This window comes from uncultured Selenomonas sp., from assembly GCF_963528755.1.
Taxonomy (GTDB): domain Bacteria; phylum Bacillota; class Negativicutes; order Selenomonadales; family Selenomonadaceae; genus Selenomonas.
Genome location: NZ_CAURXA010000003.1, coordinates 15,279 through 36,777 on the forward strand (window position 1 = coordinate 15,279; position 21,499 = coordinate 36,777).

Sequence of the window (21,499 nt, forward strand, 5' to 3'; positions counted from 1 at the left end):
AAAGGAACGGTCGATATGCGTATTACGGACTTATTGAAGAGCGAGAGCATCATGCTCGGCGCTCAGCCGAAGGACAAGAATGACGCCATCGCCATCTTGACGGGACTGATGGAAAAAGGCGGCAATCTCTCAGACAAGGCGCAGTACGAAAAGGACGTGCTCGCGCGCGAAGCCTCGGGCACGACGGGACTCGGCGACGGCATCGCGACGCCGCACGCCAAGAGCGCGGGCGTCAAGGCGCCTGGACTCGCGGCGATGACGGTGCCTGCAGGCATGGATTTCAAGGCGATGGACGGCAAGCCCTCGCGCCTCTTCTTCGAGATCGCCGCGCCCGCGACAGAAGCCGACGTGCATCTCGAAGTCCTGAGCAAGCTCGCGACGATGATCATGGATCCCGACTTCAAGGAAGCCCTGATCGCGGCGAAGTCGAAAGAAGAATTCCTCTCGCTCATCGACGCGAAGGAGGATGGCAAATTCGAGGCGGCGAAAGATTCTGCGCCCGCTGCGGCGGAAGCGGACGCAAAGGAAGCCGCGCCGGAGACAAGCGCCGCGCCCGCGAAGATTACGAAAAAGATCCTCGCCGTCACGGCGTGCCCGACGGGCATCGCGCACACCTTCATGGCGGCGGAGAGCCTTGAGCAGCACGCGAAGAAGCGGGGCATCCCCTTCAAGGTAGAGACGAACGGCTCGGGCGGCGCGAAGAACATCCTGACGGCAGAGGAGATTCGCGACGCCGCATGCATCATCGTCGCGGCGGACAAGAACGTCGAGATGGCGCGTTTCGACGGCAAACCCGTCATTCAGACGAAGGTCGCCAACGGCATCAACAAGGCGGACGAGCTTCTTGACGAGGCGCTCGCGGGCACGGCGCCGATCTACCACCATGCGGGCGGCGCGGCAAAGGCCGAAGAGAGCGCGGCGGACGACGAGAGCATCACGCGCCAGATTTACAAGCATCTGATGAACGGCGTCTCGCACATGCTGCCGTTCGTCATCGGCGGCGGCATCCTGATCGCGCTCGCCTTCCTCCTCGACACATTCGACCCCGCCAATCCCGGCAACTTCGGCTCGAATCTCTGGTACGCCAAGACCTTCATGGACATCGGCGGCATCTCCTTCGGCTTCATGCTGCCCGTGCTCGCGGGCTTCATCGCCATGAGCATCGCGGACAGGCCGGGCCTTGCCGTCGGCTTCGTGGGCGGCGCCCTCGCCTCATCGAGCGGCGCGGGCTTCTTGGGCGCCCTCATCGCGGGCTTCGTCGCGGGCTACGTCGTCAACGCGCTCAAGAAGGTCTTCGCCGATCTGCCGCACTCTTTGGAAGGCATCAAGCCCGTGCTTCTCTATCCGCTCCTCGGCGTCTTCCTCGTGGGCGTCATCATGATCTTCGTGATCAACCCGCCCGTCGCGGGCATCAACAACTGGATGATCGAGACCTTGAAGGGCATGGACACGTCAAGCCGCATCTTCATCGGTGTCCTCATGGGCGGCATGATGGCGGTTGACATGGGCGGTCCCGTGAACAAGGCGGCGTACGTCGTCGGCACGGGCATGCTCGTATCGGGCGAATACGGCATCATGGCAGCCGTCATGGCGGGCGGCATGGTGCCGCCGATCGCCATCGCTCTTGCAACGACGTTCTTCAAGAACCGCTTCACGGAACAGCAGAGGAAATCGGGCGTCGTCAACTACATCATGGGTCTTTCGTTCATCACGGAGGGCGCGATCCCGTTTGCAGCGGCCGATCCCCTGCGCGTGATTCCGTCGTGCGTCATTGGCTCGGCGACGGCGGGCGGCCTGTCGATGTTCTTCGACTGCACGCTGCGCGCCCCGCACGGCGGCATCTTCGTCGTGCCAACGATCGGCAACCCGCTGCTCTATCTCGTCGCGATCTTCGCCGGCGCCGTCCTCAGCGCGCTCTGCCTCGGCATCGTCAAGAAAAAGGTCGCGGAATGACGGCGCTGAAGAAGGACGGCGCACGCTGAAATTCACTTGAAGGGACTGGAAACCATGCAGGAAACTCCCGTGCGCCTGCCGCACGATCACGGCCATCAAGGGGCCGCCCTGCCGCACATGCCCGATGCGGATACGCTCGCCACGGTATCGGCGGCCATGAAGCAGCTCGGCGACGCGACGCGGCTGCATATCTTCTGGTTCCTGTGCCATTACGAGGAATGTGTGATCAACATCGCCGCCTACATGCAGATGTCGAGTCCGGCGATCTCGCACCACCTGCGGCTCTTGAAGGCGAGCGGCCTCATCACCTCGCGGCGCGAAGGCAAGGAGATGTACTACCGCGCGGCCGAGACGCCGCTCGTCGAGGAGCTGCACCACACAGTTGAACGAGTCGGACGCATCTCATGCCCGCGATAAGGAAAAACAGGCGCAAGGCAAGCGTGCTTGCCTTGCGCCTGTTTTCCATAAAAAGTAAAGGAGGATTTCATGTCATATACGGATTTTCAAATCGGCGAGAAATTTCCCCTGCCCATCCGCCAGCAAGGCGAGGGCGGACTTTTTCAAGTCGACGCGAACGGCGCGATGTTCATCCTGCAGCTCGCCAAGAGCGACATCATCGCCATCGAGGCCTTTCGCACGGGAGAGATGGAGCTTGCCCTCTACGAGACGGAAGGCGTCCTCTTCCTTCTCTATCGGATTCCCGGCATCTTCAAGGACGGCTGGGGCGACGCGCCGCTTTCTTTCGGCGGCCTTTCCAAGGGGCATCTGCCGTCAGAGGAGTCGCTCGCGAGAGCATCGCTGCACCTCTGCCTCGTCGACGCGCGGCTTTCCCTGCTGCTCGCACAGCGCGAGGCGCAGATGCCCGCCCCGTTCGCCGATTTTTTGCGCCGCCACACGCTTTCCGCCTTAAAAGCGCCTCTCGCGCCGCAGGACTTCGCCGTGCGCGTGCAAAGCATCTGGAAGCGCATGAGTCCCGCCGAGATGCGCGAGAAGGCCGCCGTCGTCTGGGAGATTCCGCTCGCACTCAAGGGCGCTCCGCTGCATTGACGCGCACGAGGAAAGGAGAATTCGCATGAAGCCGAAAATCTGCATACTGACGACAGGCGGCACGATAGCAGGCAAGGCGGCACGATCGGATGCGCTCACAGGCTATCGCGCAGGCGCACTCGGCGCGGGCGAACTTCTCGCCGCCGTGCCCGAAATTGCAGACGTCTGCGCCATCGAGAGCGAGGAGGTCTCCGCCATCGACAGCAAGGATATGACAGAGGCGGTCTGGCTACATCTTGCCGCCCGCATCGAGGCGGCGCTCGCTGCGGGCGCGGCGGGCGTCGTCGTCACGCACGGCACGGATACGCTCGAGGAGACGGCGTACTTCCTGCATCTTGTCGTAAAGAGCGAAAAGCCCGTCGTCTTGACGGGCGCGATGCGTCCCGCGACGGCGCTCTCCGCCGACGGCCCCTTGAACCTCCTCGATGCTGTGCGACTTGCTGCCAGCCCCGAAGCGCGAGGACAGGGCGTGCTCGTCGTGCTGAACGGCGAAATCCATAGCGCACGCGACGTCCAAAAGGTGCATACGACGGCCGTGCAGGCGTTCGCCTCGCCCGATGTCGGTGCGCTCGGCCGCATGGAAGACGGGACGCCGCATTTTCGTCGCCGCGCGATCACGCGTCATACGCGCGAGAGCGAATTCGATCTTGCGGGCGTGACGGCTCTTCCCTATGTGCCGATCCTCTACGGCCATGCAGGCGCGGACGTCCGTCTCGCCCGCGCCGCCATCGACAGCGGCGCGGCGGGCATCGTCCACGCGGGCACAGGCAACGGCAGCATACACGAAGCGCTGCTCGCGACGCTCGCCGATGCCGCAGGAAAAGGCATCCCCGTCGTGCGCGCGAGCCGCACGGGCGCGGGCGCGGTGCTCTTCGCCGAGAGCGCCTACGCGGACGCGGGCTTCATCGACGCCGACACGCTGCCGCCCGCCAAGGCGCGCATCCTGCTCGCGCTCGCGCTCTTGAAGACAAACGACCGCGACGAAATCCGGCGCATGTTCCGCGAATATTGACACAAAAGGGCTTTCATGCACAAACAACAGCGCATGAAAGCCCTTTTCCCAAAAGACGCGTGAAGAAGTCTTGTGCGTCCCACTGGAATAACTGCCCGCGATGGAGTATAATAGAGAGAGTATGATTTGGGGTCGTGTGCCGTCCGAAGGGAGAGTTACATGAAGGCCTATGAGTTGAAAATCGCTTTGCGCGGACAGTCGCCGGAGGTTTGGCGGCGCGTTCTCGTGCCCGAGGAGCTGACGTTTTCGCAGCTCGCGCTCGTCTTCAATTTGGCGATGGGTTGGGAGAAGGAAACGGTGTTCTCCTTCCTGCTGCCGCACAAGAAGATGGTCATCACCGAACTGTCGGAAGAGCAGGCGCATGGCGAGCGCCTGAAAGAAGCTGCCGTGGTGCAAATCTGCTGCCATCTGGAACGTGCGGGCGCTTTTCTTTACCTCTACGCAAATCGGCGCGAAATGCGCCACGACGTGCATCTGGAAAAGATTGTCGAGCCGTGGAGCGGCAGAGCGCCGCAGGTGCTCGAATGGAGCGGTGCGCGCACGGCGGCAGCAGTACTCGAAGGCGCGAAAGATGCGGAAGACAGCGTCCGCTACGATATGGACGCCGTGAACGAGAAGCTCGCCCTTTGGTGCCGCCTTGACCGACGGCGCTACGAGGATCGCCCGCTGACAAAGCTGTACGAGGATATGGAGGCGGGGAGATACGGCTTTTCCGCCTACAAGTACAAGATGCGCTCCATCGAGGGGGCGAACGCCACACCGGAAGCGCAGAAGACTTTCTTCTCCACGGTCTTTCACCAGCGCCTGCAGGATACGGAGGACGAAGAGCGCGTGCCGCCGACGCTTCGCGACATGTTCGCAGGCTTCGCCAAGGAAGAGCTGCTCTCGATTGCCGAGCAAAAAGGCATCGAGGTGCGCCACGGCATGCGCAAGCAGGACATCATCCAGCAGCTGACGAAGCAGATGCTCGATCCTCGCGTCATGGAAGAGTACTTCCTCTGCCTGAGCGACGAAGAGGTTCTTTCCCTGCAGCAGCTGCTCGCGAACCCCGACGACTTCGAGGAAGAACCGCAGCACAACTTCGAGACCCTTTCGACTGCGGGCTACATCGCCGAAACGCCCGAATTTGAACTCGTCATCTCGCGCGACGTCGCCGCAGGGTTCATCCCCTTCGCCGTGGACATGGGAGAGGAGCTTTACAACAAGCGCAGAAGGCGCACTTGGCTCATCAACACGATTCTCACAGCGAACGTCCTCTACAGCGTGACGCCGCTCGACATCCTGTGCCGCATCTACAACCAAGGCGGCATCGGCGACCTGAAGCCTGCGGAACTCAAAAAGGAAATGAAAAAGATTCCGCCCGAGTTCATCGCCGGCTACTGGCAGCGAGGCGACGTCTTCATCTCCGAAGGGCTGGACGAAGAGGAGATCCGCGTCATCCTGGAATCGCAGGGCGACGGCGACTTCTACATCCCTGCCACAGAAGAAATCCCTCTCTTCGCGCAGGGGCTTGCGCTCTCCGATCCGAACGACGAACAGGCGCTTGGTCTCTTCTTCCACGAAACGCTCTCCTACGATGAGGAGGAAACCGTGGAAATCATGCGGCACATCCATTGGACGCTGCTCGCGGGTGCTCCCGTTTCCTTCGTGCGCGACATGCTTAAGGACGACGGCTATTTCGACGCTCTGACGAAGGAACAGGACGTCACCCTGCGCCGCCTGCTGAACCGACTGCACGACAGCACGCGCTCCGTCGCGAACCGCGGCTTCACGACGAACGAGATCAAGGAGCTGCAGCAGGCAGCCCGCGCCAAGAAGGAAGAGCGCAAGAAGGCCTCGCGCCAAAAGGTCGTTTTTTTGAAAGACAGGAACAAGGAGAAATCACATTGAGCAATCTGGACGTAGGTATCGTAGGTCTGCCGAATGTCGGCAAGAGCACCCTTTTCAACGCGATCACGAAGGCGGGCGCAGAAGCGGCGAACTATCCCTTCTGCACGATCGAGCCGAACGTCGGCGTCGTCGACGTGCCCGACGCTCGCCTTGCGGTGCTGCACGAGATGTACCAGTCGAAGAAGACGACGCCCGCCTCCGTGCGCTTCGTCGACATCGCCGGCCTCGTCGCTGGCGCGTCGAAGGGCGAAGGACTCGGCAACAAGTTCCTCGAGCACATCCGGCAGGTCGACGCCATCGCCCACGTCGTGCGCTGCTTCGAGGATACGAACATCACGCACGTCGCGGCGACGATCGACCCCGTGCGCGACATCGAGACGATCCTCACGGAATTGTGCCTCGCCGATCTCGAAGTCCTCGAAAAGCGCATCATGAAGCTCGCCAAGCTTGCCAAGAGCGGCAGCAAGGAGGCGAAGGCGGAGGATGAGGTGCTGCGCCGCATCAAGGCTTGCCTCGAAGAGGGCAAGTCGGCCAGAAGCCTCGACCTCACGGAGGACGAGCTCTCGCTTATCAAAGAGATGAACTTCCTGACCTTGAAACCCATGCTCTACGTCGCCAACGTCGCCGAGGACGAGGCGACAAAAGACGGCGCGGGAAATGCGCACGTCGCCGCCGTGCGCGACTACGCGGCAAAGGAAGGCTCGGAAGTCGTCGTCGTCTCGGCGCGCGTAGAGTCGGAAATCGCCGAACTCGACGCAGAGGACGCGAAGGCCTTCCTCGAAGAACTCGGCCTTACGGAGAGCGGACTCGACCGTCTGATCAAGGCGGCGTTCGAGCTTCTGGGACTCTTGACGTTCTTGACGGCAGGGCCGGACGAGTGCCGCGCCTGGACGATCGTGCGCGGCACGACAGCCCCCAAAGCGGCGGGCAAGATTCACTCCGACATCGAACGCGGCTTCATCCGCGCGGAGATCGTCAACTACGACGACCTCGTCGCTGCGGGCAGCACGGCGGCCGCCCGCGAAAAGGGGCAAGTGCGCCTCGAAGGCAAGGACTATGTGATGCAGGACGGCGACGTGACGTACTTCCGCTTCAACGTGTGAGTTTGCAGCGCGTGAAACGAGGACGGGGCGCGTGCGCTACTTCCCCGATCTATTTCTATCGCAATAGGAGGCGGCGGCCATGACAGCACAGAAGCGGATCTTTTCGGCAGTCCTGCTCACATCCTTCATGGGGCCGTTTCTCGGCAGCTGCATCAACATCGCCATCCCGACGATCGCCGTGGAGTTCTCATGCCCCGCGACGGATCTCTCGTGGCTCGCGACCGCTTTCCTCCTGGGCGCCGTCGCCCTGCTCCTACCCTTTGGCCGCATGGCGGACATCCTCGGCCGATGTCGCATCTATGCGATCGGCACGGCGGCAATGGCCGCCGTTTCCTTCATCGCGGCGTTTTCCCCATCGGCCGCCTTCCTCATCGCCATGCGCGCCCTGCAGGGACTGTCCCTGGGGCTCGTCTTTTCGAGCGGCATGGCGCTCCTCGTGGCGGCACATCCCGCGAAGCAGCGCGGGCGCGCCATCGGCTACTCCGCCGCCGCCACTTACGTCGGACTGTCCTTGGGGCCTGTGATCGGCGGTCTCGTCACGCAGCACTTGGACTGGCGGCTTCTCTTCGTCCTCACATCCATCGTCATCCTCGTGAGCAGCTTGCTCGTGCGCACAATCAAAGAAGATTGGTACGGCGAGCGGGAAGGCGGCTTCGATCTGCCCGGCGCCGTCTTCTACACGGCGGCGAGCACGCTGACGCTCTACGGGCTTTCCTCGCTTGCCGCTTTCCCTTGGATGCGCTTCGTTCTTCTCGCGGGACTCATCTTTCTTGCGCTCTTTCTTTGGCAAGAGAGGCGGGCGAGCACGCCGCTCCTTCATCTCTCGCTCTTTAAAAACACGGTCTTTGCCATGAGCAACCTCGCCGCGTTTTTGAACTACAGCGCGACGTATGCAATCGGCTTTTTGCTCTCGCTCTATCTGCAGCTCGTGCGAGGTCTCGACGCTTCGACAGCGGGCGTCGTCCTGCTCCTGCAGCCCTTGATGATGGCGATCCTCTCGCCCATCGCGGGAGCGCTCTCCGACAAGCACGAGCCGCGCCTCGTCGCGAGCTTCGGCATGGCACTGACGACCGCGGGCATCTTCTTCTGCTCGCTCTTCGATGCCGGGACGCCGCTTCCCCTCATCGCAGCTGCCTGCGTCATCATCGGCATTGGTTTCGGCTTCTTCTCACCGGCGAACAATAATGCCATCATGGGCGCCGTTTCCAAGAAACTCTACGGCGTCGCCTCTTCCATGGTCTCGGTCATGCGCCTCTCGGGACAGGCTGTCTCCATGGCGGTCGTGACCCTGCTGCTCGCACAAGCGGCGCTTCCCGCAACTGCCGACTGGACGGAGGAACTTTCAGCGGCGATCCGCCTCATCTTCTTCTGTCTGACCGTCTCATGCGCCGCCGGCGTCGTCGCCTCGCTCATGCGCGGCAGGAGGAAAACAGCCGAAGAGGACGCGAACGGATATGACTGACGGAAAGGAGTGTAGCCATGCAGCGCTATGAACCGGGCGACATCGTGCGCATGAAGAAGCGCCACCCGTGCGGCAGCGACCTCTGGCGCATCCTGCGCACAGGCACGGACTTCGGACTCAAGTGCGAAGGCTGCGGGCGCTTCGTACAGATCGGGCGCGAGAAATTCCTGCGCCTCGTGCGCGAGGTCAAGGAAAAACCGGACACTTAAAGCCATTCCTTCGGGTGATAAAAGCATGAATGAAAGGAGGAGAAGCGACATGGAAAGCGGCAAGAGCGATAAGAGTGGCAAGACGAGCCTTTTTCCTGTCGCCATGCCTCCGGCATCGACGAAGGAAAAGCAGCTGATCGCCATCGGCGCCTCGACGGGCGGCACGGAAGCGATCGCCGCCATCCTCAAGAACCTCGCGCCGCCGCTCCCTCCCATCGTCATTGTGCAGCACATCCCGCCCATCTTCAGCAACCACTTCGCGCACAGACTCAACGCCATATCGAAGCTCACGGTCAAGGAAGCCGAGGACGGCGAGCCCATCAAGGACTCGACCGCCTACATCGCGCCGGGAGGCCAGCACATGAAGCTCGAAAGGCGCTCGGGCAGGCTCGTCGTCACATGCACGAAGGGCGACCCCGTGAACTGGGTGCGCCCGTCCGCCGACGTCCTCTTCTTCACCGTCGCCGAACTCGTCGGTGACGCAGCGCTCGGCGTCATCCTCACGGGCATGGGCGCGGACGGCGCGAAGGGACTCTTCGCCATGCGCCGCGCGGGCGCCATGACGTTCGGTCAGGACGAAACCTCATGCGTCGTCTACGGCATGCCGCGCGCGGCCTTCGAGTTGGGAGCAGTCGAACGCCAACTGCCGCTCGCGATGATGGCCGGCGCGATCACGCAGGCCGTGCGCGGGCGATAGAAAGGACTTTTATGGAAATCAGCAACCTCGCCTGCCCCAACTGCGGCAGTGAAAACACAGTATCCGTTCCTCTCATGTACAAGAGAGGCCACGCCACGGGAACGGCAACGCATAAGGAAATCGTCGGCTACGACGTAGAAACGACGACAACCACCTATTCAGACGGCTCGAAAAAAACAGAAGAGACCGGCCGGCATGCCGTCTACGGCGATGTCACGCGCCCAACTTACACGGTCACGGATCTTGCCCGTGAGATCGCTCCGCCGCCCGAGCCAAAGCTCAAGCAACTTGAACATGACACTATGACGGTTGGCTGCGTTTCTTTTGGTTGCCTGCTACCAATCCTGTCGCTTGTCATAAGCCTAGTGGCCTACAAATTTTCAAAGCTCTCGGGTCTGGAAAATACCTTGACCTATATCGCTGCGGCACTCGTCATTTGGAAACTCTGGAACGACCGCAGAACTACAAACAAGAAAAATCGCGCACGGAAAGAAGAATATGATCAGGCCATGGAAGAATATACGCGCCGTCTTGCGGAGTGGGAAAAACTCTTCATCTGCATGCGCTGTGGTCATATCTTTAAGCCATAGCCTCCTTCCGAGTAAACCAAAACGAGCTACTGTATGAGACATCTCCCCGTTTCATACAATAGCTCGTTTTCTTCTCTACAAATCCCTTATATCTCACAAATCCCGATCCTGCGCAGATAATTATATGTTCCATCATAATATTCTGGTCTACGCGTAGCATCACTTAAGTCACCTTGCGGTATGAAAATGACCAGTCCCTGTCTCGCTCTCGTCAGAAGAACCCGATAGGCAAAATCTGATCTGCTTCACATGCAAGAAAACCTTGGATTTCACTGGAATAATACGCTCTTCCCACCTTATTTCCCCCCTGAATATCCGTCACATTCCTCCTTCGTGCCTTTTCACGCCCGCGCCTCGTACGGATAGACCGTGAGTGCGCCCTCCTTGTACTCGCCGATGTAGACATCCTTGAGTTCATATCCCTGCTCTCGAAGCGCCGCGTCGAGCCAGATCCGATCCTTGTCGGCAAGTTCCAAGGCTTCCTCATCTGCCTGTCCGTCGACGACGACGGGATAGCGTGCGTTCTGCTCGCCGTACTGGATGACCGTGAGCTGACCGTTCGGCTCAAGGACGGCTCGCTTGACGTCCTTGACGAAATAGACGCCCGCCGTGCGCAGTTTCAGATGGATGTCGTGCGCGAGGAGTCCCCGCCTCATGCACTCTTCGACGTCGAGCTTGCCGCGCTCGATGATGCGCACGGGATGTCCGTCGACGAAGGATTTGACGGCGCTGCTGTTCGACTTCATGTATTTCAGGAGCAGGACGAGCATTGTCCAAGCGATGAGCACGAGGATGAAGTCCATGAAAGAAATATTCTCGTTGTATATGACGCCGCCGATGATGCCGCCGAGAACGTAGTTCTGCACCTGATCGGTCGCGGAGCTAGGCGCGAGATTTCCCTTGCCGAGGAGATTCATCTGCAGCACGAGGCACAGAAGCCCGAGCGCAAGTTTTGCCAAGACCAGCGAATATGTGAGCATTGCGCGTCCCTCCTAAGAATCCTTGTCAACGATCTTCACGTCACGCGTCATCAGATGCGTTTCCTCGTACTTGAAGGACGTGTAGTCGCCGTTGAACGTGATCTCGTAATACTTGCCCTCCGCTTCGACGAGAAGTCCCTGCTTGAGATGGGTGGAACTCGTGCGAATCTCCTCGGGCGGCACCTCCATCTCCTCGCCGAGATTGTGCAAAAATCCCGCCATGCGCGAGGTCTGTTCGCGATCACTCTTCGTCTGGCTGAAGCTATTCCACTGTGCACCGCCCAGGAAGGCGACGGCGAGGAAGAGGATGACGATGAGGTCGCGATAGCGCGTGACGAGACGGTTGCGAAAATACTTGATGATGGCAACGAGCAGCGCGAAAAGCATGAGAAAAGACACGCCGTACCGTACAGCGTCGTTGATCTGACTGTGCTGCACAATGTAAGCATAGGTATAGAACTGCAAGAAAAGCACCTCCCATAGTGCGGTGAGCCGCCGCAAAAAAAGAACTGCCGCGAGAGCGCAGCCTCAGCGCACAAAGTACGGTTTCAACAGCAATGTGAGGAAAAAGACGGCGGCGGCGACGACGACGATGCTCGCGCCCGCCGCCATGTTGCAGTAGTAAGCGAGCAAGAGTCCCGCAACGCCCGAAAGGAGCGCGATGGCAACGGAGAGCAGATGGTAGCTCTTGACGTCCTGCGCGATATTTCTCGCGGCGGCTGCGGGCAGCACGAGCAGCGAGTTGATGATGAGAAGCCCGACCCACTGGATGCTGACGGCAACGACGACGGCGAGCACGGAAGCAAAAAGCCCCTCCGTGAGGAAGGCGGCGACGCCGCGGCTTCTGGCGAACGACGCGTTGATCGAGAGCACGAGAAGCGAGTTGAACACGAGAGCCCAGACGAGGACGACGGCGAGAAAGACGAAGAAGAGCGAGCCGATTTCCTCGGGCGAGATGGAAAGAAGATCGCCGATCAGGTACGAGGAATATTTGTTGAAGCCGCCGCCCCGGCTCATGAGCATGAGGCCGAGCGCGATGCCCGTAGACGAGAAGACGCCGATGATCGTGTCCGTCGACGCGCTGCTGCGGTTCTTGATGTAGGTGATGAGGAGCGCGAAGACAACGGAGAATGCGACGAGCGAGAGGAGCGGCGAGAGCCAACCCAAGAGCACGCCGACGGCAAGCCCCGTGAAAGCGCCGTGTCCCAGAGAGTCTGAGAAGAACGCCATGCGGTTCGACACGACCATCGTGCTCAGAAGCCCGAAGAGCGGCGTCACGAGCAGCACGGCGAGAAAGGCGTTCTTCATGAAGCCGTGCTGCAGCCAATCGAAGGGCAGAGCGCCGAGAAGCGTATAGAGGATTTCCATCAGTGCCTCACCCCTTCCTTCTCCGACTCGACCTGCAGTGACTCATTTATCAGAGCTTCATCCTGCAGCGCATCGGGCGCCGTCTCCATTTTCTGCGGCGCTGCGCCCGCGAGCATGCCGAAGATCTTCTTCGTCCGCGCATCGCCGAAGACCTCGGCGGGCGTGCCGCTCGTGACAACTTTATGGTCGAGCAGCACGACCTGGTCGGCATACTTTGCAACGAGGTTCAAATCGTGCGAGATCAGAATGATCGCCATGTCCTCTTGGGCGCGAAGCTCGGCAACGATATTATAAAAAAGCTCCAAGCCGTTCTGATCGACGCCCGAGACAGGTTCATCGAGGAGCAGCAGGTCGGGCACGGGATCGAGCGCGAGCGCAAGAAGCACGCGCTGCAGTTCGCCGCCCGACAGTGCGCCGAGCCGCCGGTCGATGAGATGCTCGGCATGAACGCGAGCGAGGCTCTTCAAGACGCGCGGTCTCAAAGACTTCGCGGGAAAAAGCCAGACGGGGCGGCGCGAGAGGCACGCCATGAAGATGTCCATGACGCTCGTCGGCGAACTGACGTCGAAGCGCAGGTACTGCGGCACATAGCCGATGACGGGCTGCCCCGTGCGCCGTCCCGCAGCGTCCGCATAGGAAAGCCTCCCCTTGTGCGGCACTTCGCCGAGGATGGCGCGAAGGAGCGTCGATTTTCCCGCGCCGTTCGGCCCGATGAGCGCCGTGAGCTGTCCGCAGTGGACATGAAGGTTCACGCCCGAAAAGATTTCCACGCGCCCAAAGGATACGGCGAAGTCTTCGATCTTCGTGCAGCAGAGATGACCGCAGTCGTCCGCGGAACGCGCACGGTGATGCAAGATATTCTTGAACAAGGAGACGCCCCTTTCTAAGGAAGCATAGATAAAAATGCGGGAACGCAAAAGCGCCTAGCGCGTCAACTGGGAGAAAGACCGGTTCGCAATCCAGAAGCAAAGGAGCGCGTAGAAAACGAGCGCACCGAAAGAAAGCGCAGACGCCGCCTCGCCGCCCGCGAGTGCACGCAGGAGCACGCTCGTATGCGTGAGCGGCAGAAGCTCGATGAGGACGCGCACGACCTCGGGTAAGGCCTTCGTCGAGAAGAACGTGCCGCAGAGGAACGACATCGGCAGCAGGATGTATGTATTGACCTGTCCCATCTCTTCGTACGTCTCAATCTTCATCGCCGCGATGAAGCCGATCTCCGCAAAGATCACGCAGTTCAGCACGAGCACGAGGAGAAAGAGCGGGGAAAGAGAGAGCTTCGCGCCGAAAAGGCAGGCGAGCGCGACGATGATGGCAGAGGAAATGAGTCCGCGCAATACGGCCGCAAGCACCTTGCCGATGACGAAGGCTGCCGGACGGATTGGCGCGACGAGGTACTCTTCAAGGCTCTTGTGGTAAATGCGCTCGGCATGCACGGGAATCACGCTGTTGAAACTGATGTTCATGGAATTGAGCGCGAGGATGCCCGGCACGAGGAAGTCGAGATAGGTGCCGGAAGACACCGATATGCTCCTGCCCAGACCCCAGCCGAAGGCGACGAGGTAGAGGAGCGGTGCGACCATGCGGCTCAGGATGAACTTCGCCAAGCGGCGCTTCAAGACGATCCAATCGCGCCAGAAGACCGTCCATATATCATAGAGCAATCACAGCCCCTCCTTTCGCCCCGTCAGCTCGATGAAGGCGTCCTCCAGATTCGAGCGGCGGATGCTCGCCGCGCCGTCGAGCGCGGCGGCAAACGCGGCGGCGTCTTTGCGCCCTGCGAAGTAGCGGTACTCACGCCCCGCCTCGCCGTCCCACTCGACGACGAAATCGCCGAGCCGTTCGCGCAGGGCGGCAGGCGCATCGAGCGCCGCGAGCTTGCCGCGATTCATGATGGCGACGCGCGCACAGAGACTCTCCGCCTCCTCGATGTAGTGCGTCGTCAACAGCACTGTCACGCCCTCGTGCGCCATTTGCCGGATCAGCTCCCAGATGCGCCGCCGCACCTGCGGGTCGAGCGCGACCGTCGGCTCGTCGAGAAAGAGGATGCGCGGGCGGTGCACGAGGGCGCGCGCGATGAGAAGCCTGCGCTTCATGCCGCCCGACAGACGCCGCACGGGATCGCGCCGCACGCCTTCAAGCTCTACGAAGGCGAGCAGCTCCGCGATGCGTGCGCGGCGCTCCGCCGCCCCGATATGATGCAGGCGAGCGTGCAGCTCAAGATTCTCGCCCGCCGTCAAATCCTGGTCGAAGTTCACCTGCTGCGGCACGACGCCGATCAGCTCCTTGACCGCCGCTTCATTTCCCTCAAGCGGTCTGTCCTCGTAGAAAATTGTACCCGAAGTCGGCTGCGTGAGCATCGTCAGCATGCGGATCGTCGTCGTCTTGCCCGCGCCGTTCGGCCCTAGAAGCCCGAAGATTTCCCCGCGTGCGACGGCAAACGAAAGCCCGTCTACCGCACGCTTCACCGCTGCCTTTCCCGCAGCGTCGGTATGACGGAACTCCTTGACGAGATTTTCCACGCGAACCAAGACAGCACCTCCTCAGCCTGCAACTTTTTCTCTTCGTTGGTAGATTACTACAGGAAGCACGCCGCGTCAACCATGCGAGGAGAAAAATCACCGCCTGCCGTACTTCGTACCACGTCCGCTGCCAAAAATCGTATCGCACAGAAAAATTTTTCGTGCGCACGTAAATGATGCGAAAAACTCTTTCGTTCCATTTACGTGCGAACGATAGCACGAGAAATATTTTTTCGTACCGTACGAAAAATATCATGGAACACAAGCCAGTAAAATTCACAGGAAAAAGCCCTCGACGAAAATCATCGAGGGCTTTTTCAATTGTGCTTCCAGCACTTTTTCAATCAAAAGCGCCTACATGGATGCTCGTGATCTTTCCTGCCCCGTTAAACAGGAACTTGATGCCAAGATTGCCATTGGATTCGCTCTGATAAAAGAAGCTCCCTTTCCCTTGACTGTCCGGCTCGCCATAGAGGCGCAGCACGGTTTCCTTCGTCATGCCGACCGTGATGCCCGCAGGTGTGGCCCAGCCGTTATTTCCCTTGCAGTCCGCGTGCACCATTGCGGCGTTGCAAAAAATGACATCCACGCTCGCTCCATAATGATATGTGTCGACCCAGCCCCGCCAAAGCGGATGCTGACTCGTCGTCGACACCTTCGACGGTGCGCCGTATATGCCGCGCACATAATCCACCGACGCTCCATAAGGGATGCCGCCGAGCGACACTTCCTCATCGGGAACGGAAGCGGACGCCGCGCTCATCGTCGAAAACAATGCGAACACAGCGATTGCAGAAAAAAACTTACGCATGAGGTTCACTCTCCCTTTCAAAAATCGATTTCAGTCTGCTGAAGCACTACCTTCTTCACCCCCATCCGACGCGCTCACCTCTGCCGCGCCTCGTCAAACGCAGCGAGCACCGCGAGCATTTCCTGCGGCAGACGGCGGCGGCATTCCGCTTTCAGCTCTTCGGGCACGCCGTAGAAAGCTTCGGCAATACTGCCCGCGATACAGGCGACCGTGTCCGTATCACCGCCGATCGACACGGCATTTCGCACGGTATCCTCAAAATCCATGCTTTCGAGGAACGAGAGGATCGCCTCAGGCACAGATCCTTGGCACGTAGCGTCCATCGAGTAAAAGGGGCGAATCTCATCGAGCGTGCGCGACAAATCGTAGCCGAATTCCCGCACGATATAATCCTTGATCCCTTCCTTCGACTTTCCCCCACGCGAGAGGAATATAGCGCTCGCCGTCGCCTCCGCGCCCTTGATTCCCTCCTCATGGTTGTGCGTAACGACCGCCGTCTGCCTCGCTACCTCGCGCGTCCTTGCGAGCGTATCGTAGAGCCAGCCCGCAGCGGCGACGCGCATCGCCGAGCCGTTGCCGAAACTGCCGTACGGCTCAGGCTCATCACTTGCCAGCCAGCGGCGGAAGAGTCCTCCGTAGCCGGCGCGAGGATACCTCCTGCCCCAGCGCTGCATCGAGCGAACGATCGCCGCACAAACCGCCGCTTCGTCCGCCTCTTCTCCCACTTCCAACAAGGCGTCGGCCACGGCGATCGTCATCACTGTATCATCCGTAAAGCGCGAGCCTTGACTGAACAGAGGAAAATCCTTCGTCTTGCCGCCGCGATCAAATTCATACGGTGAACCGATCATATCGCCTAAGATTGCTCCATACATAAGACGGTCTCCTTTCCACTTCCCCGTTTGTCCCAACAACTTTCATCGTCTTACGTCCAATATTTCTGCACAAACCACGGGCGTTCGTGCGTGCAATTTGATGATCGCGCAGAATTTCTCAAAAAGCATCAAAACATCAAAGCTGAAAGATCCTGCGATAAATCGCCAAATCCTCGTCCTTGAACACATTGAACACGATGCGCATCGGTGCATCATGCGTCTGAAGCCACGCGCGGCAGGTTGCAACGGCTGTCTCGGCGGCTTCCTGCGGCGGGTAGTGAAACTCGCCCGTCGAGATGCAGCAGAAGGCGACGGAGACCAATCCTCGCTCCGCCGCGAGGTCGAGGCACGCGCGGTAGCACGAGGCGAGACATTGCTGTGCTTCGTGCGTGACGCCCGCGAATACTCCCTGCTCATGAACATGACTTCCCGCAGGCGCGATGATCGGGCCGACCGTATGAAGCACATAACGCGCGGGCAGATTGAATCCCGGCGTGATCTTCGCGCGCCCGGCAGGCTCCGGATGCCCTTGTTCCCGCATGATTTCATCGCAGACAGCGCGAAGGGCGAGTCCCGCCGCCGAGTGGATCGCATTGTCAATGCAACGGTGCAGCGGCACGAAGCAGCCGCGCAGGGCGGAATTCGCCGCATTGACAATGGCATCGACGGCAAGGCGCGTGATGTCGCCCTGCCAGAGCACGAAGTTTTCATCCGCATTGTCCTCCATACTCGCACCGCTCACCGCGCCGTGTGCCATAGCCGTGCGCCTCTCTTCCGCCACCGTCGGCAGAGCCGCGCCGTTGACGACGCCTCGCGCCTCGCGCTCTTCGGTGAGCAGAGCGTCCTGCACGCGCAAGAATTCCGCCTGCAAGGGAATCGGCGGACGCACGTTCATCAAGGCGCGCAGGAAGTCGCGCTGCGCCTGCCTATCGCGAGGAATACGCGCGGCTTCCTCGCGATAGACAGGCATCTCCGTCAGAAGATGCTCGATGAGGAACGCGACCTTCTCCCTGCGGCCTTCCGCGCTTTCCTGCGCTTCAATCGTCATGCCCTGCACTCCTTTCCATCGCCTTCTGCAGTGCCTTCAAGGAGATGTCAATATCTTCGTCGACGAGGATACTCTGCGCGGCGATCTCCTGCGGCGCGACGGCTTCCCCCCGATTCATCACGCAATAGACAGCTGCGGGATTCTCCTTCGTCAGCGCCCAGAACGGATACTTGATGATACCCGGCGTATTCGCACCGACGCCGAATTCCCAATAGAGCACGCACCCCGTCTGATGCGCACGCAAAAATTCTTGATACCGTTTCGCCGCCTCATGCCAGCCCGCATCCTCGACAAAGGTGCTGTCAGCACGCAGATTCATCCCCATCGGCTCGCCGCAGCGAGGGCAATGCGGCACAAGCTCTCGCGGCACGCGCATCGCCTCCTGCTCGGCGACCATGCGGCGCACCGTATCATAGTTGTCATACGTCGCATCGTGACAGGGCACGGAGCACTGCCAAAGGCCGTAGTCGCCCTGCGTATAAAAGAGCCGTTCCTTCGGAAAGCCGTTGTCTTGAAAAAATGATCGACATTCGTCGTGATGACGAAAAAGACCTTGCCGCAAAGCAACGAAAGGAGACGCTGATAGAGCGCATTCTGTCGCTCCTCGTAGCGGTTGATCCAGATATAGCGGCTCCAATACGCCCACTTCTCTTCAAGCGTCGGGAACGGATAGAAGCCGCCCTCATACATATTGCGGAAGTGATACCGCTCGATAAAGTCGACAAAATGCTTTTGAAAGCGCGCGCCGTCGTACAGATAACCGGCAGCCGTCGAAAGCCCTGCGCCCGCACCGACAACGACCGCCTCCGCCTCAAAAAGCGCCTGCCGCAGGCGCTCGATCTGCTGAACCATCGGAGGATTCGATGCCATTTACTTTCCCTCATTTCGATGTTCTGATACCATTTCTCGCCTCATTGCGATGTCATAAGATTCTCATGACGCAAAAGCGCCGCCGTACCACAGGCAGCGCTTCCTGCCTATACGCCCTACACTTTTTCCACAAGCTGCCGCACGAAGTCCGTCGCAGGACTCTCCTCGATCTCCTCGGGCGCGGCGAACTGCTCGATGCAGCCATCCTTCAAAATGAGGACGCGCGTGCCAAGGCGCAGAGCTTCTTCGACATCGTGCGTGACGAAGACGATCGTGAGACCGCCGCGCGCATGAATGGCGCGTATCTCGTCCTGCAGCTGGCGGCGAAGGAGAGCGTCGACTGCGCCGAACGGCTCATCCATCAGCAGAAGCTCGGGCGATGCCGCCAAGGCGCGCGCGATACCGACGCGCTGCTGCTGCCCGCCCGAAAGCTCAGCGGGATAGCGTTCGCCAAGCTCTGCGGCAAGGCCGACGATCGCCATCCACTTCGCCACGGCCTTTTTCGTGCGTGCCTTGTCGCTCTTGTTCCAAAGGTTCGGCACATAGGCGATGTTTTCCTCGACCGTCAGATGCGGGAAGAGCACGCTGCCCTGAATCGCATAGCCGATCTTGCGGCGCAGCTGCACGAGATCCGCTGTCTTGAGGCTTTCGCCGAGCACCGTGATCTCGCCCGAAGTCGGTTCGACGAGTCCGTTGATCATCTTGAGAAACGTCGTCTTGCCGCCGCCCGATGCCCCGAGCACCGTGATGAACTCGCCCGTCTCGATGGAAAGACTCAGGTCACGGACGGCCTCCGCCCCTCCATACGATTTACTTACATTGCGAAACGTGATGACCGCGCTCATCGGAGCACCCCCTTTTCTTCCAAGAAGCGGCGTGCAACCGCGCGCGGCTCCTCGCCGCCCGACTCGACCGCGTCGTTCATCTCTGCCATCTCCGCTTCCGAAATCAGCCCGTCGAAATGCGCGAGCAAAGCGCGAAGTTCAGGATGTACTGAGAGCGCCTCTTCGCGCACGACCATGCCGCATTCATACGAAGTAAAAAATTTCTTGTCATCTTCAAGCACGATTCCATTGACCTTGGAAAGCCGCCCGTCCGTCGTGAAGACGATCATCGAATCGAGCTTGCCCTCGTCGAGCGCCTGATACTTGAGACCGATGTCGATATCGACGGTCGAAGCGAAGTTCATGCCGTAAGCGCGACACATCGCAGGGAAGCCGTCCTCGCGCTCGAAGAAATCATACTCGGCGCCAAAATTCATCTTGTCTGCGACGCGTGCGAGGTCGGAATACGTCCTGAGCTGATACCGCTCGGCGAGATCACGCCGCACGGCGATGCCGAAGGTATCGTTGAAGCCCGTCATGCCGAGCCACTCCATGTGATAACGATTGCGATACTCTTCCTGCAGCTCGGCAAAGCGCGATTCGTCGTAAGCGTCCGTGCGTTTCAAGACCTGCAGCCAGCCCGTTCCCGTATACTCGGGATAGATGTCGAAATCGCCGTGCTCCATCGCCGGCATGATGTTCGATGTGCCGCCGCCGACGCCCGGTGTCAGGGCGACCTTCAAGCTGCTGTTCTGCTCGATGACGAGTTTGAGCATTTCTCCGAGAATCAGCTGCTCCGTCATCGGCTTCGTCGCGATGCGGATGACGGTAGCCTTCGTGCTCTGGAAGAACGCATAAGCGCCGCCCGCTGCGACGAGCGCGAGGGAAATCGCCGCTAGACGCCGCCACGAACGTCTCCTCCGCCCCCTCGTATCGCTTCGGCGGAGAAAGACACGCTTTTCGAGGCGAGCAAGAACGGTATCAGCCAGGAGTGCCAGACAGGCGATGAGGAGCGAGCCGTCGAAGGCGAGCGCCGCATTGTTCGTCGTGATGCCGCGGTAGATGGCGATGCCGAGGCCGCCCGCACCGATGAAGGACGCGATGCCCGCGAGCGCGATTGTCATCGTCGTCATGTTGCGGATGCCTGCGAGAATGACGGGCATGGCGAGCGGCAGGGCGATGCGCCTGAGCACCTGAAAGCGCGTCGATCCCATGCCGACCGCCGCCTCGATGAGGAGCGGATCGACATTCTTCAAGCCCGTATGCGTATTCTTCACCATCGGCAAGAGCGCGTAGAGCGTCAAGGCGATGATCGCCGTCGTGTTGCCGATGCCCGAAAAAGGCAGGAGAAAGCCGAACATCGCGATTGACGGAATCGTGTAGAGAAAATTGACAACGAGAAGCGTCGGCTGCGCCATGCGGTCAACCTCGGCGATCAAAATGCCCATCGCGCCGCCAATCACGATGGCAAGGACGATTGCCACCAGCGCTATGGCAATATGCTCCAGGGTAAGCTGCAGGAAAAAATCGCTGCGCTCATGGAAAAGTCGTATCATCTCTGCAAACATGGGGATTCCTCCTCAGTCAATGCGCCTCGCCGCCCAGCCTTTCGATCGCTTCCACAGGACAGCTTTCAAAACAAAGTCCGCAGTGCAGGCAGTGTGCGGCCGCAATCTTGTACGGCTCACCTTCCGCGATGCACTGCTGCGGACAGACCGCCGCGCAGGTGCCGCAGCCGATGCAGTTCTCAGTGATGCGAAAGCCCTTTTCCTCGCGCTCTGCACGGCCGAAGGAACTGCTCTCACGACAGATTGGACTCTTGCCGAGGTCGAAAAATTCGAGTCTGCCCTCCGCGATGACGAAGGCTTCGAGGATGTAACGCGCCTCGCCCGGATAGACACCCTCCATCGAGGGATTCTCATGAAAGATACGGTCGATCATCGCCTTCTGCTCGCTGTCCGCAAGCCTTTCGGCGCGTCCCGTAAGACGTACCGTCTGCCATTCCTTGTTAAGCCCCGTAACAGCGACGGCAGGGTTCGCCATAAGCTCGGCATAGAAATTCTTGCCGCGCGCCGTGCAGAAGTAAAGCCGCCCCTCTTCCACCAGCATCACGTCGATGATGCGCACGGTGGGCGCTCCCGTGCAATCGACGGTCGCAAAGGCGCAGTCACGGATATTGCGCAGGATTTCCAGATACTCTTGAACACCCATCATGCTATCGCTTCCTTTCATTCATATATT

At 60.1% G+C, this 21,499-nt stretch carries 24 protein-coding genes; 10 read left to right on the forward strand and 14 right to left on the reverse strand.

What is annotated here, in order from left to right; translation table 11 throughout:
- Positions 1 to 15: 15 nt before the first annotated feature.
- The 10 genes from RWS31_RS04075 (at position 16) to RWS31_RS04120 (ending at position 9,963) form a co-directional block, all read left to right on the forward strand.
- A complete protein-coding gene (locus tag RWS31_RS04075; RefSeq protein ID WP_314596342.1) occupies positions 16 to 1,953 on the forward strand; it encodes a fructose-specific PTS transporter subunit EIIC in 1,938 nt (645 codons plus the stop codon).
- 54 nt (positions 1,954 to 2,007) lie between these two features.
- A complete protein-coding gene (locus RWS31_RS04080) occupies positions 2,008 to 2,370 on the forward strand; it encodes a helix-turn-helix transcriptional regulator (protein ID WP_009646141.1) in 363 nt (120 codons plus the stop codon).
- Between the two features lie 69 nt (positions 2,371 to 2,439).
- Positions 2,440 to 3,000 (forward strand): hypothetical protein, encoded by a 561-nt coding sequence (locus RWS31_RS04085; RefSeq protein ID WP_314596345.1) that lies wholly within the window; start codon positions 2,440 to 2,442, stop codon positions 2,998 to 3,000.
- 25 nt (positions 3,001 to 3,025) lie between these two features.
- Positions 3,026 to 4,012, forward strand: coding sequence for an asparaginase (locus RWS31_RS04090; RefSeq protein ID WP_314596346.1), 987 nt, complete (start codon positions 3,026 to 3,028; stop codon positions 4,010 to 4,012).
- Positions 4,013 to 4,171: 159 nt separating this feature from the next.
- Positions 4,172 to 5,902 carry an IS1096 element passenger TnpR family protein gene (locus RWS31_RS04095; protein WP_314596348.1) on the forward strand — a complete coding sequence of 577 codons (1,731 nt, stop codon included), beginning with the start codon at positions 4,172 to 4,174 and terminating at the stop codon, positions 5,900 to 5,902.
- Complete coding sequence (gene ychF, locus RWS31_RS04100) at positions 5,899 to 7,005, forward strand: redox-regulated ATPase YchF (RefSeq protein WP_314596349.1); 1,107 nt, start codon at positions 5,899 to 5,901, stop codon at positions 7,003 to 7,005. The genes RWS31_RS04095 and ychF overlap by 4 nt, the downstream gene beginning before the upstream one ends.
- 79 nt (positions 7,006 to 7,084) lie before the next feature.
- Positions 7,085 to 8,467: an MFS transporter gene (locus RWS31_RS04105; RefSeq protein ID WP_314596350.1), complete on the forward strand. Its 1,383-nt coding sequence runs from the start codon at positions 7,085 to 7,087 to the stop codon at positions 8,465 to 8,467.
- 17 nt (positions 8,468 to 8,484) lie between these two features.
- Positions 8,485 to 8,676 carry a DUF951 domain-containing protein gene (locus tag RWS31_RS04110; RefSeq protein ID WP_009646157.1) on the forward strand — a complete coding sequence of 64 codons (192 nt, stop codon included), beginning with the start codon at positions 8,485 to 8,487 and terminating at the stop codon, positions 8,674 to 8,676.
- Between the two features lie 49 nt (positions 8,677 to 8,725).
- Entirely contained in the window at positions 8,726 to 9,373 is a 648-nt protein-coding gene (locus RWS31_RS04115; protein WP_314596351.1) for a CheB methylesterase domain-containing protein, read from the forward strand.
- Positions 9,374 to 9,384: 11 nt separating this feature from the next.
- Positions 9,385 to 9,963 (forward strand): hypothetical protein, encoded by a 579-nt coding sequence (locus RWS31_RS04120; protein ID WP_037370113.1) that lies wholly within the window; start codon positions 9,385 to 9,387, stop codon positions 9,961 to 9,963.
- Between the two features lie 341 nt (positions 9,964 to 10,304).
- On the opposite strand, the gene RWS31_RS04125 is transcribed toward RWS31_RS04120, so the two are convergent.
- The 14 genes from RWS31_RS04125 to RWS31_RS04190 form a co-directional block, all read right to left on the reverse strand.
- Positions 10,305 to 10,943: a DUF421 domain-containing protein gene (locus tag RWS31_RS04125; protein WP_009646156.1), complete on the reverse strand. Its 639-nt coding sequence runs from the start codon at positions 10,941 to 10,943 to the stop codon at positions 10,305 to 10,307.
- Between the two features lie 12 nt (positions 10,944 to 10,955).
- Complete coding sequence (locus RWS31_RS04130; RefSeq protein ID WP_265070360.1) at positions 10,956 to 11,408, reverse strand: DUF3290 domain-containing protein; 453 nt, start codon at positions 11,406 to 11,408, stop codon at positions 10,956 to 10,958.
- Between the two features lie 63 nt (positions 11,409 to 11,471).
- Positions 11,472 to 12,311, reverse strand: coding sequence for a metal ABC transporter permease (locus RWS31_RS04135; RefSeq protein WP_009646150.1), 840 nt, complete (start codon positions 12,309 to 12,311; stop codon positions 11,472 to 11,474).
- Entirely contained in the window at positions 12,311 to 13,180 is an 870-nt protein-coding gene (locus RWS31_RS04140) for a metal ABC transporter ATP-binding protein (protein WP_314596352.1), read from the reverse strand. The genes RWS31_RS04135 and RWS31_RS04140 overlap by 1 nt, the downstream gene beginning before the upstream one ends.
- 54 nt (positions 13,181 to 13,234) lie before the next feature.
- On the reverse strand, positions 13,235 to 13,972 hold the full coding sequence (locus tag RWS31_RS04145; protein ID WP_314596353.1) for an ABC transporter permease: 738 nt from the start codon (positions 13,970 to 13,972) through the stop codon (positions 13,235 to 13,237).
- Positions 13,973 to 14,839, reverse strand: coding sequence for an ABC transporter ATP-binding protein (locus tag RWS31_RS04150; RefSeq protein WP_314596354.1), 867 nt, complete (start codon positions 14,837 to 14,839; stop codon positions 13,973 to 13,975).
- A gap of 331 nt (positions 14,840 to 15,170) precedes the next feature.
- Positions 15,171 to 15,641, reverse strand: a complete 471-nt coding sequence (locus RWS31_RS04155) for a hypothetical protein (protein ID WP_314596355.1) — start codon at positions 15,639 to 15,641, stop codon at positions 15,171 to 15,173.
- 74 nt (positions 15,642 to 15,715) lie between these two features.
- Positions 15,716 to 16,516, reverse strand: a complete 801-nt coding sequence (locus tag RWS31_RS04160) for an ADP-ribosylglycohydrolase family protein (protein WP_314596356.1) — start codon at positions 16,514 to 16,516, stop codon at positions 15,716 to 15,718.
- A gap of 136 nt (positions 16,517 to 16,652) precedes the next feature.
- Positions 16,653 to 17,564 carry a protein-ADP-ribose hydrolase gene (locus RWS31_RS04165; RefSeq protein WP_314596357.1) on the reverse strand — a complete coding sequence of 304 codons (912 nt, stop codon included), beginning with the start codon at positions 17,562 to 17,564 and terminating at the stop codon, positions 16,653 to 16,655.
- Complete coding sequence (locus RWS31_RS04170) at positions 17,554 to 17,934, reverse strand: hypothetical protein (protein WP_314596358.1); 381 nt, start codon at positions 17,932 to 17,934, stop codon at positions 17,554 to 17,556. The genes RWS31_RS04165 and RWS31_RS04170 overlap by 11 nt, the downstream gene beginning before the upstream one ends.
- Entirely contained in the window at positions 17,880 to 18,434 is a 555-nt protein-coding gene (locus RWS31_RS04175) for a hypothetical protein (RefSeq protein WP_314596359.1), read from the reverse strand. The genes RWS31_RS04170 and RWS31_RS04175 overlap by 55 nt, the downstream gene beginning before the upstream one ends.
- Positions 18,435 to 18,550: 116 nt before the next feature.
- Positions 18,551 to 19,279 carry an ABC transporter ATP-binding protein gene (locus RWS31_RS04180; RefSeq protein ID WP_314596360.1) on the reverse strand — a complete coding sequence of 243 codons (729 nt, stop codon included), beginning with the start codon at positions 19,277 to 19,279 and terminating at the stop codon, positions 18,551 to 18,553.
- Positions 19,276 to 20,826, reverse strand: a complete 1,551-nt coding sequence (locus tag RWS31_RS04185; protein WP_314596361.1) for a glycine betaine ABC transporter substrate-binding protein — start codon at positions 20,824 to 20,826, stop codon at positions 19,276 to 19,278. Before RWS31_RS04185 ends, RWS31_RS04180 begins: the two co-directional genes overlap by 4 nt.
- A 16-nt stretch (positions 20,827 to 20,842) precedes the next feature.
- Positions 20,843 to 21,472: a 4Fe-4S binding protein gene (locus RWS31_RS04190; protein WP_314596362.1), complete on the reverse strand. Its 630-nt coding sequence runs from the start codon at positions 21,470 to 21,472 to the stop codon at positions 20,843 to 20,845.
- Between the last annotated feature and the right edge of the window lie 27 nt (positions 21,473 to 21,499).

Bases quoted from the DNA above. Each gene is read 5' to 3' on its own strand.
- RWS31_RS04075 (WP_314596342.1), top strand. From the start codon at position 16: ATGCGTATTACGGACTTATTGAAGAGCGAGAGCATCATGCTCGGCGCT.
- RWS31_RS04080 (WP_009646141.1), top strand. From the start codon at position 2,008: ATGCAGGAAACTCCCGTGCGCCTGCCGCACGATCACGGCCATCAAGGG.
- RWS31_RS04085 (WP_314596345.1), top strand. From the start codon at position 2,440: ATGTCATATACGGATTTTCAAATCGGCGAGAAATTTCCCCTGCCCATC.
- RWS31_RS04090 (WP_314596346.1), top strand. From the start codon at position 3,026: ATGAAGCCGAAAATCTGCATACTGACGACAGGCGGCACGATAGCAGGC.
- RWS31_RS04095 (WP_314596348.1), top strand. From the start codon at position 4,172: ATGAAGGCCTATGAGTTGAAAATCGCTTTGCGCGGACAGTCGCCGGAG.
- RWS31_RS04105 (WP_314596350.1), top strand. From the start codon at position 7,085: ATGACAGCACAGAAGCGGATCTTTTCGGCAGTCCTGCTCACATCCTTC.
- RWS31_RS04110 (WP_009646157.1), top strand. From the start codon at position 8,485: ATGCAGCGCTATGAACCGGGCGACATCGTGCGCATGAAGAAGCGCCAC.
- RWS31_RS04115 (WP_314596351.1), top strand. From the start codon at position 8,726: ATGGAAAGCGGCAAGAGCGATAAGAGTGGCAAGACGAGCCTTTTTCCT.
- RWS31_RS04120 (WP_037370113.1), top strand. From the start codon at position 9,385: ATGGAAATCAGCAACCTCGCCTGCCCCAACTGCGGCAGTGAAAACACA.
- RWS31_RS04125 (WP_009646156.1), bottom strand. From the start codon at position 10,943: ATGCTCACATATTCGCTGGTCTTGGCAAAACTTGCGCTCGGGCTTCTG.
- RWS31_RS04135 (WP_009646150.1), bottom strand. From the start codon at position 12,311: ATGGAAATCCTCTATACGCTTCTCGGCGCTCTGCCCTTCGATTGGCTG.
- RWS31_RS04155 (WP_314596355.1), bottom strand. From the start codon at position 15,641: ATGCGTAAGTTTTTTTCTGCAATCGCTGTGTTCGCATTGTTTTCGACG.
- RWS31_RS04160 (WP_314596356.1), bottom strand. From the start codon at position 16,516: ATGTATGGAGCAATCTTAGGCGATATGATCGGTTCACCGTATGAATTT.
- RWS31_RS04165 (WP_314596357.1), bottom strand. From the start codon at position 17,564: ATGACGATTGAAGCGCAGGAAAGCGCGGAAGGCCGCAGGGAGAAGGTC.
- RWS31_RS04175 (WP_314596359.1), bottom strand. From the start codon at position 18,434: ATGGCATCGAATCCTCCGATGGTTCAGCAGATCGAGCGCCTGCGGCAG.
- RWS31_RS04180 (WP_314596360.1), bottom strand. From the start codon at position 19,279: ATGAGCGCGGTCATCACGTTTCGCAATGTAAGTAAATCGTATGGAGGG.
- RWS31_RS04185 (WP_314596361.1), bottom strand. From the start codon at position 20,826: ATGTTTGCAGAGATGATACGACTTTTCCATGAGCGCAGCGATTTTTTC.
- RWS31_RS04190 (WP_314596362.1), bottom strand. From the start codon at position 21,472: ATGATGGGTGTTCAAGAGTATCTGGAAATCCTGCGCAATATCCGTGAC.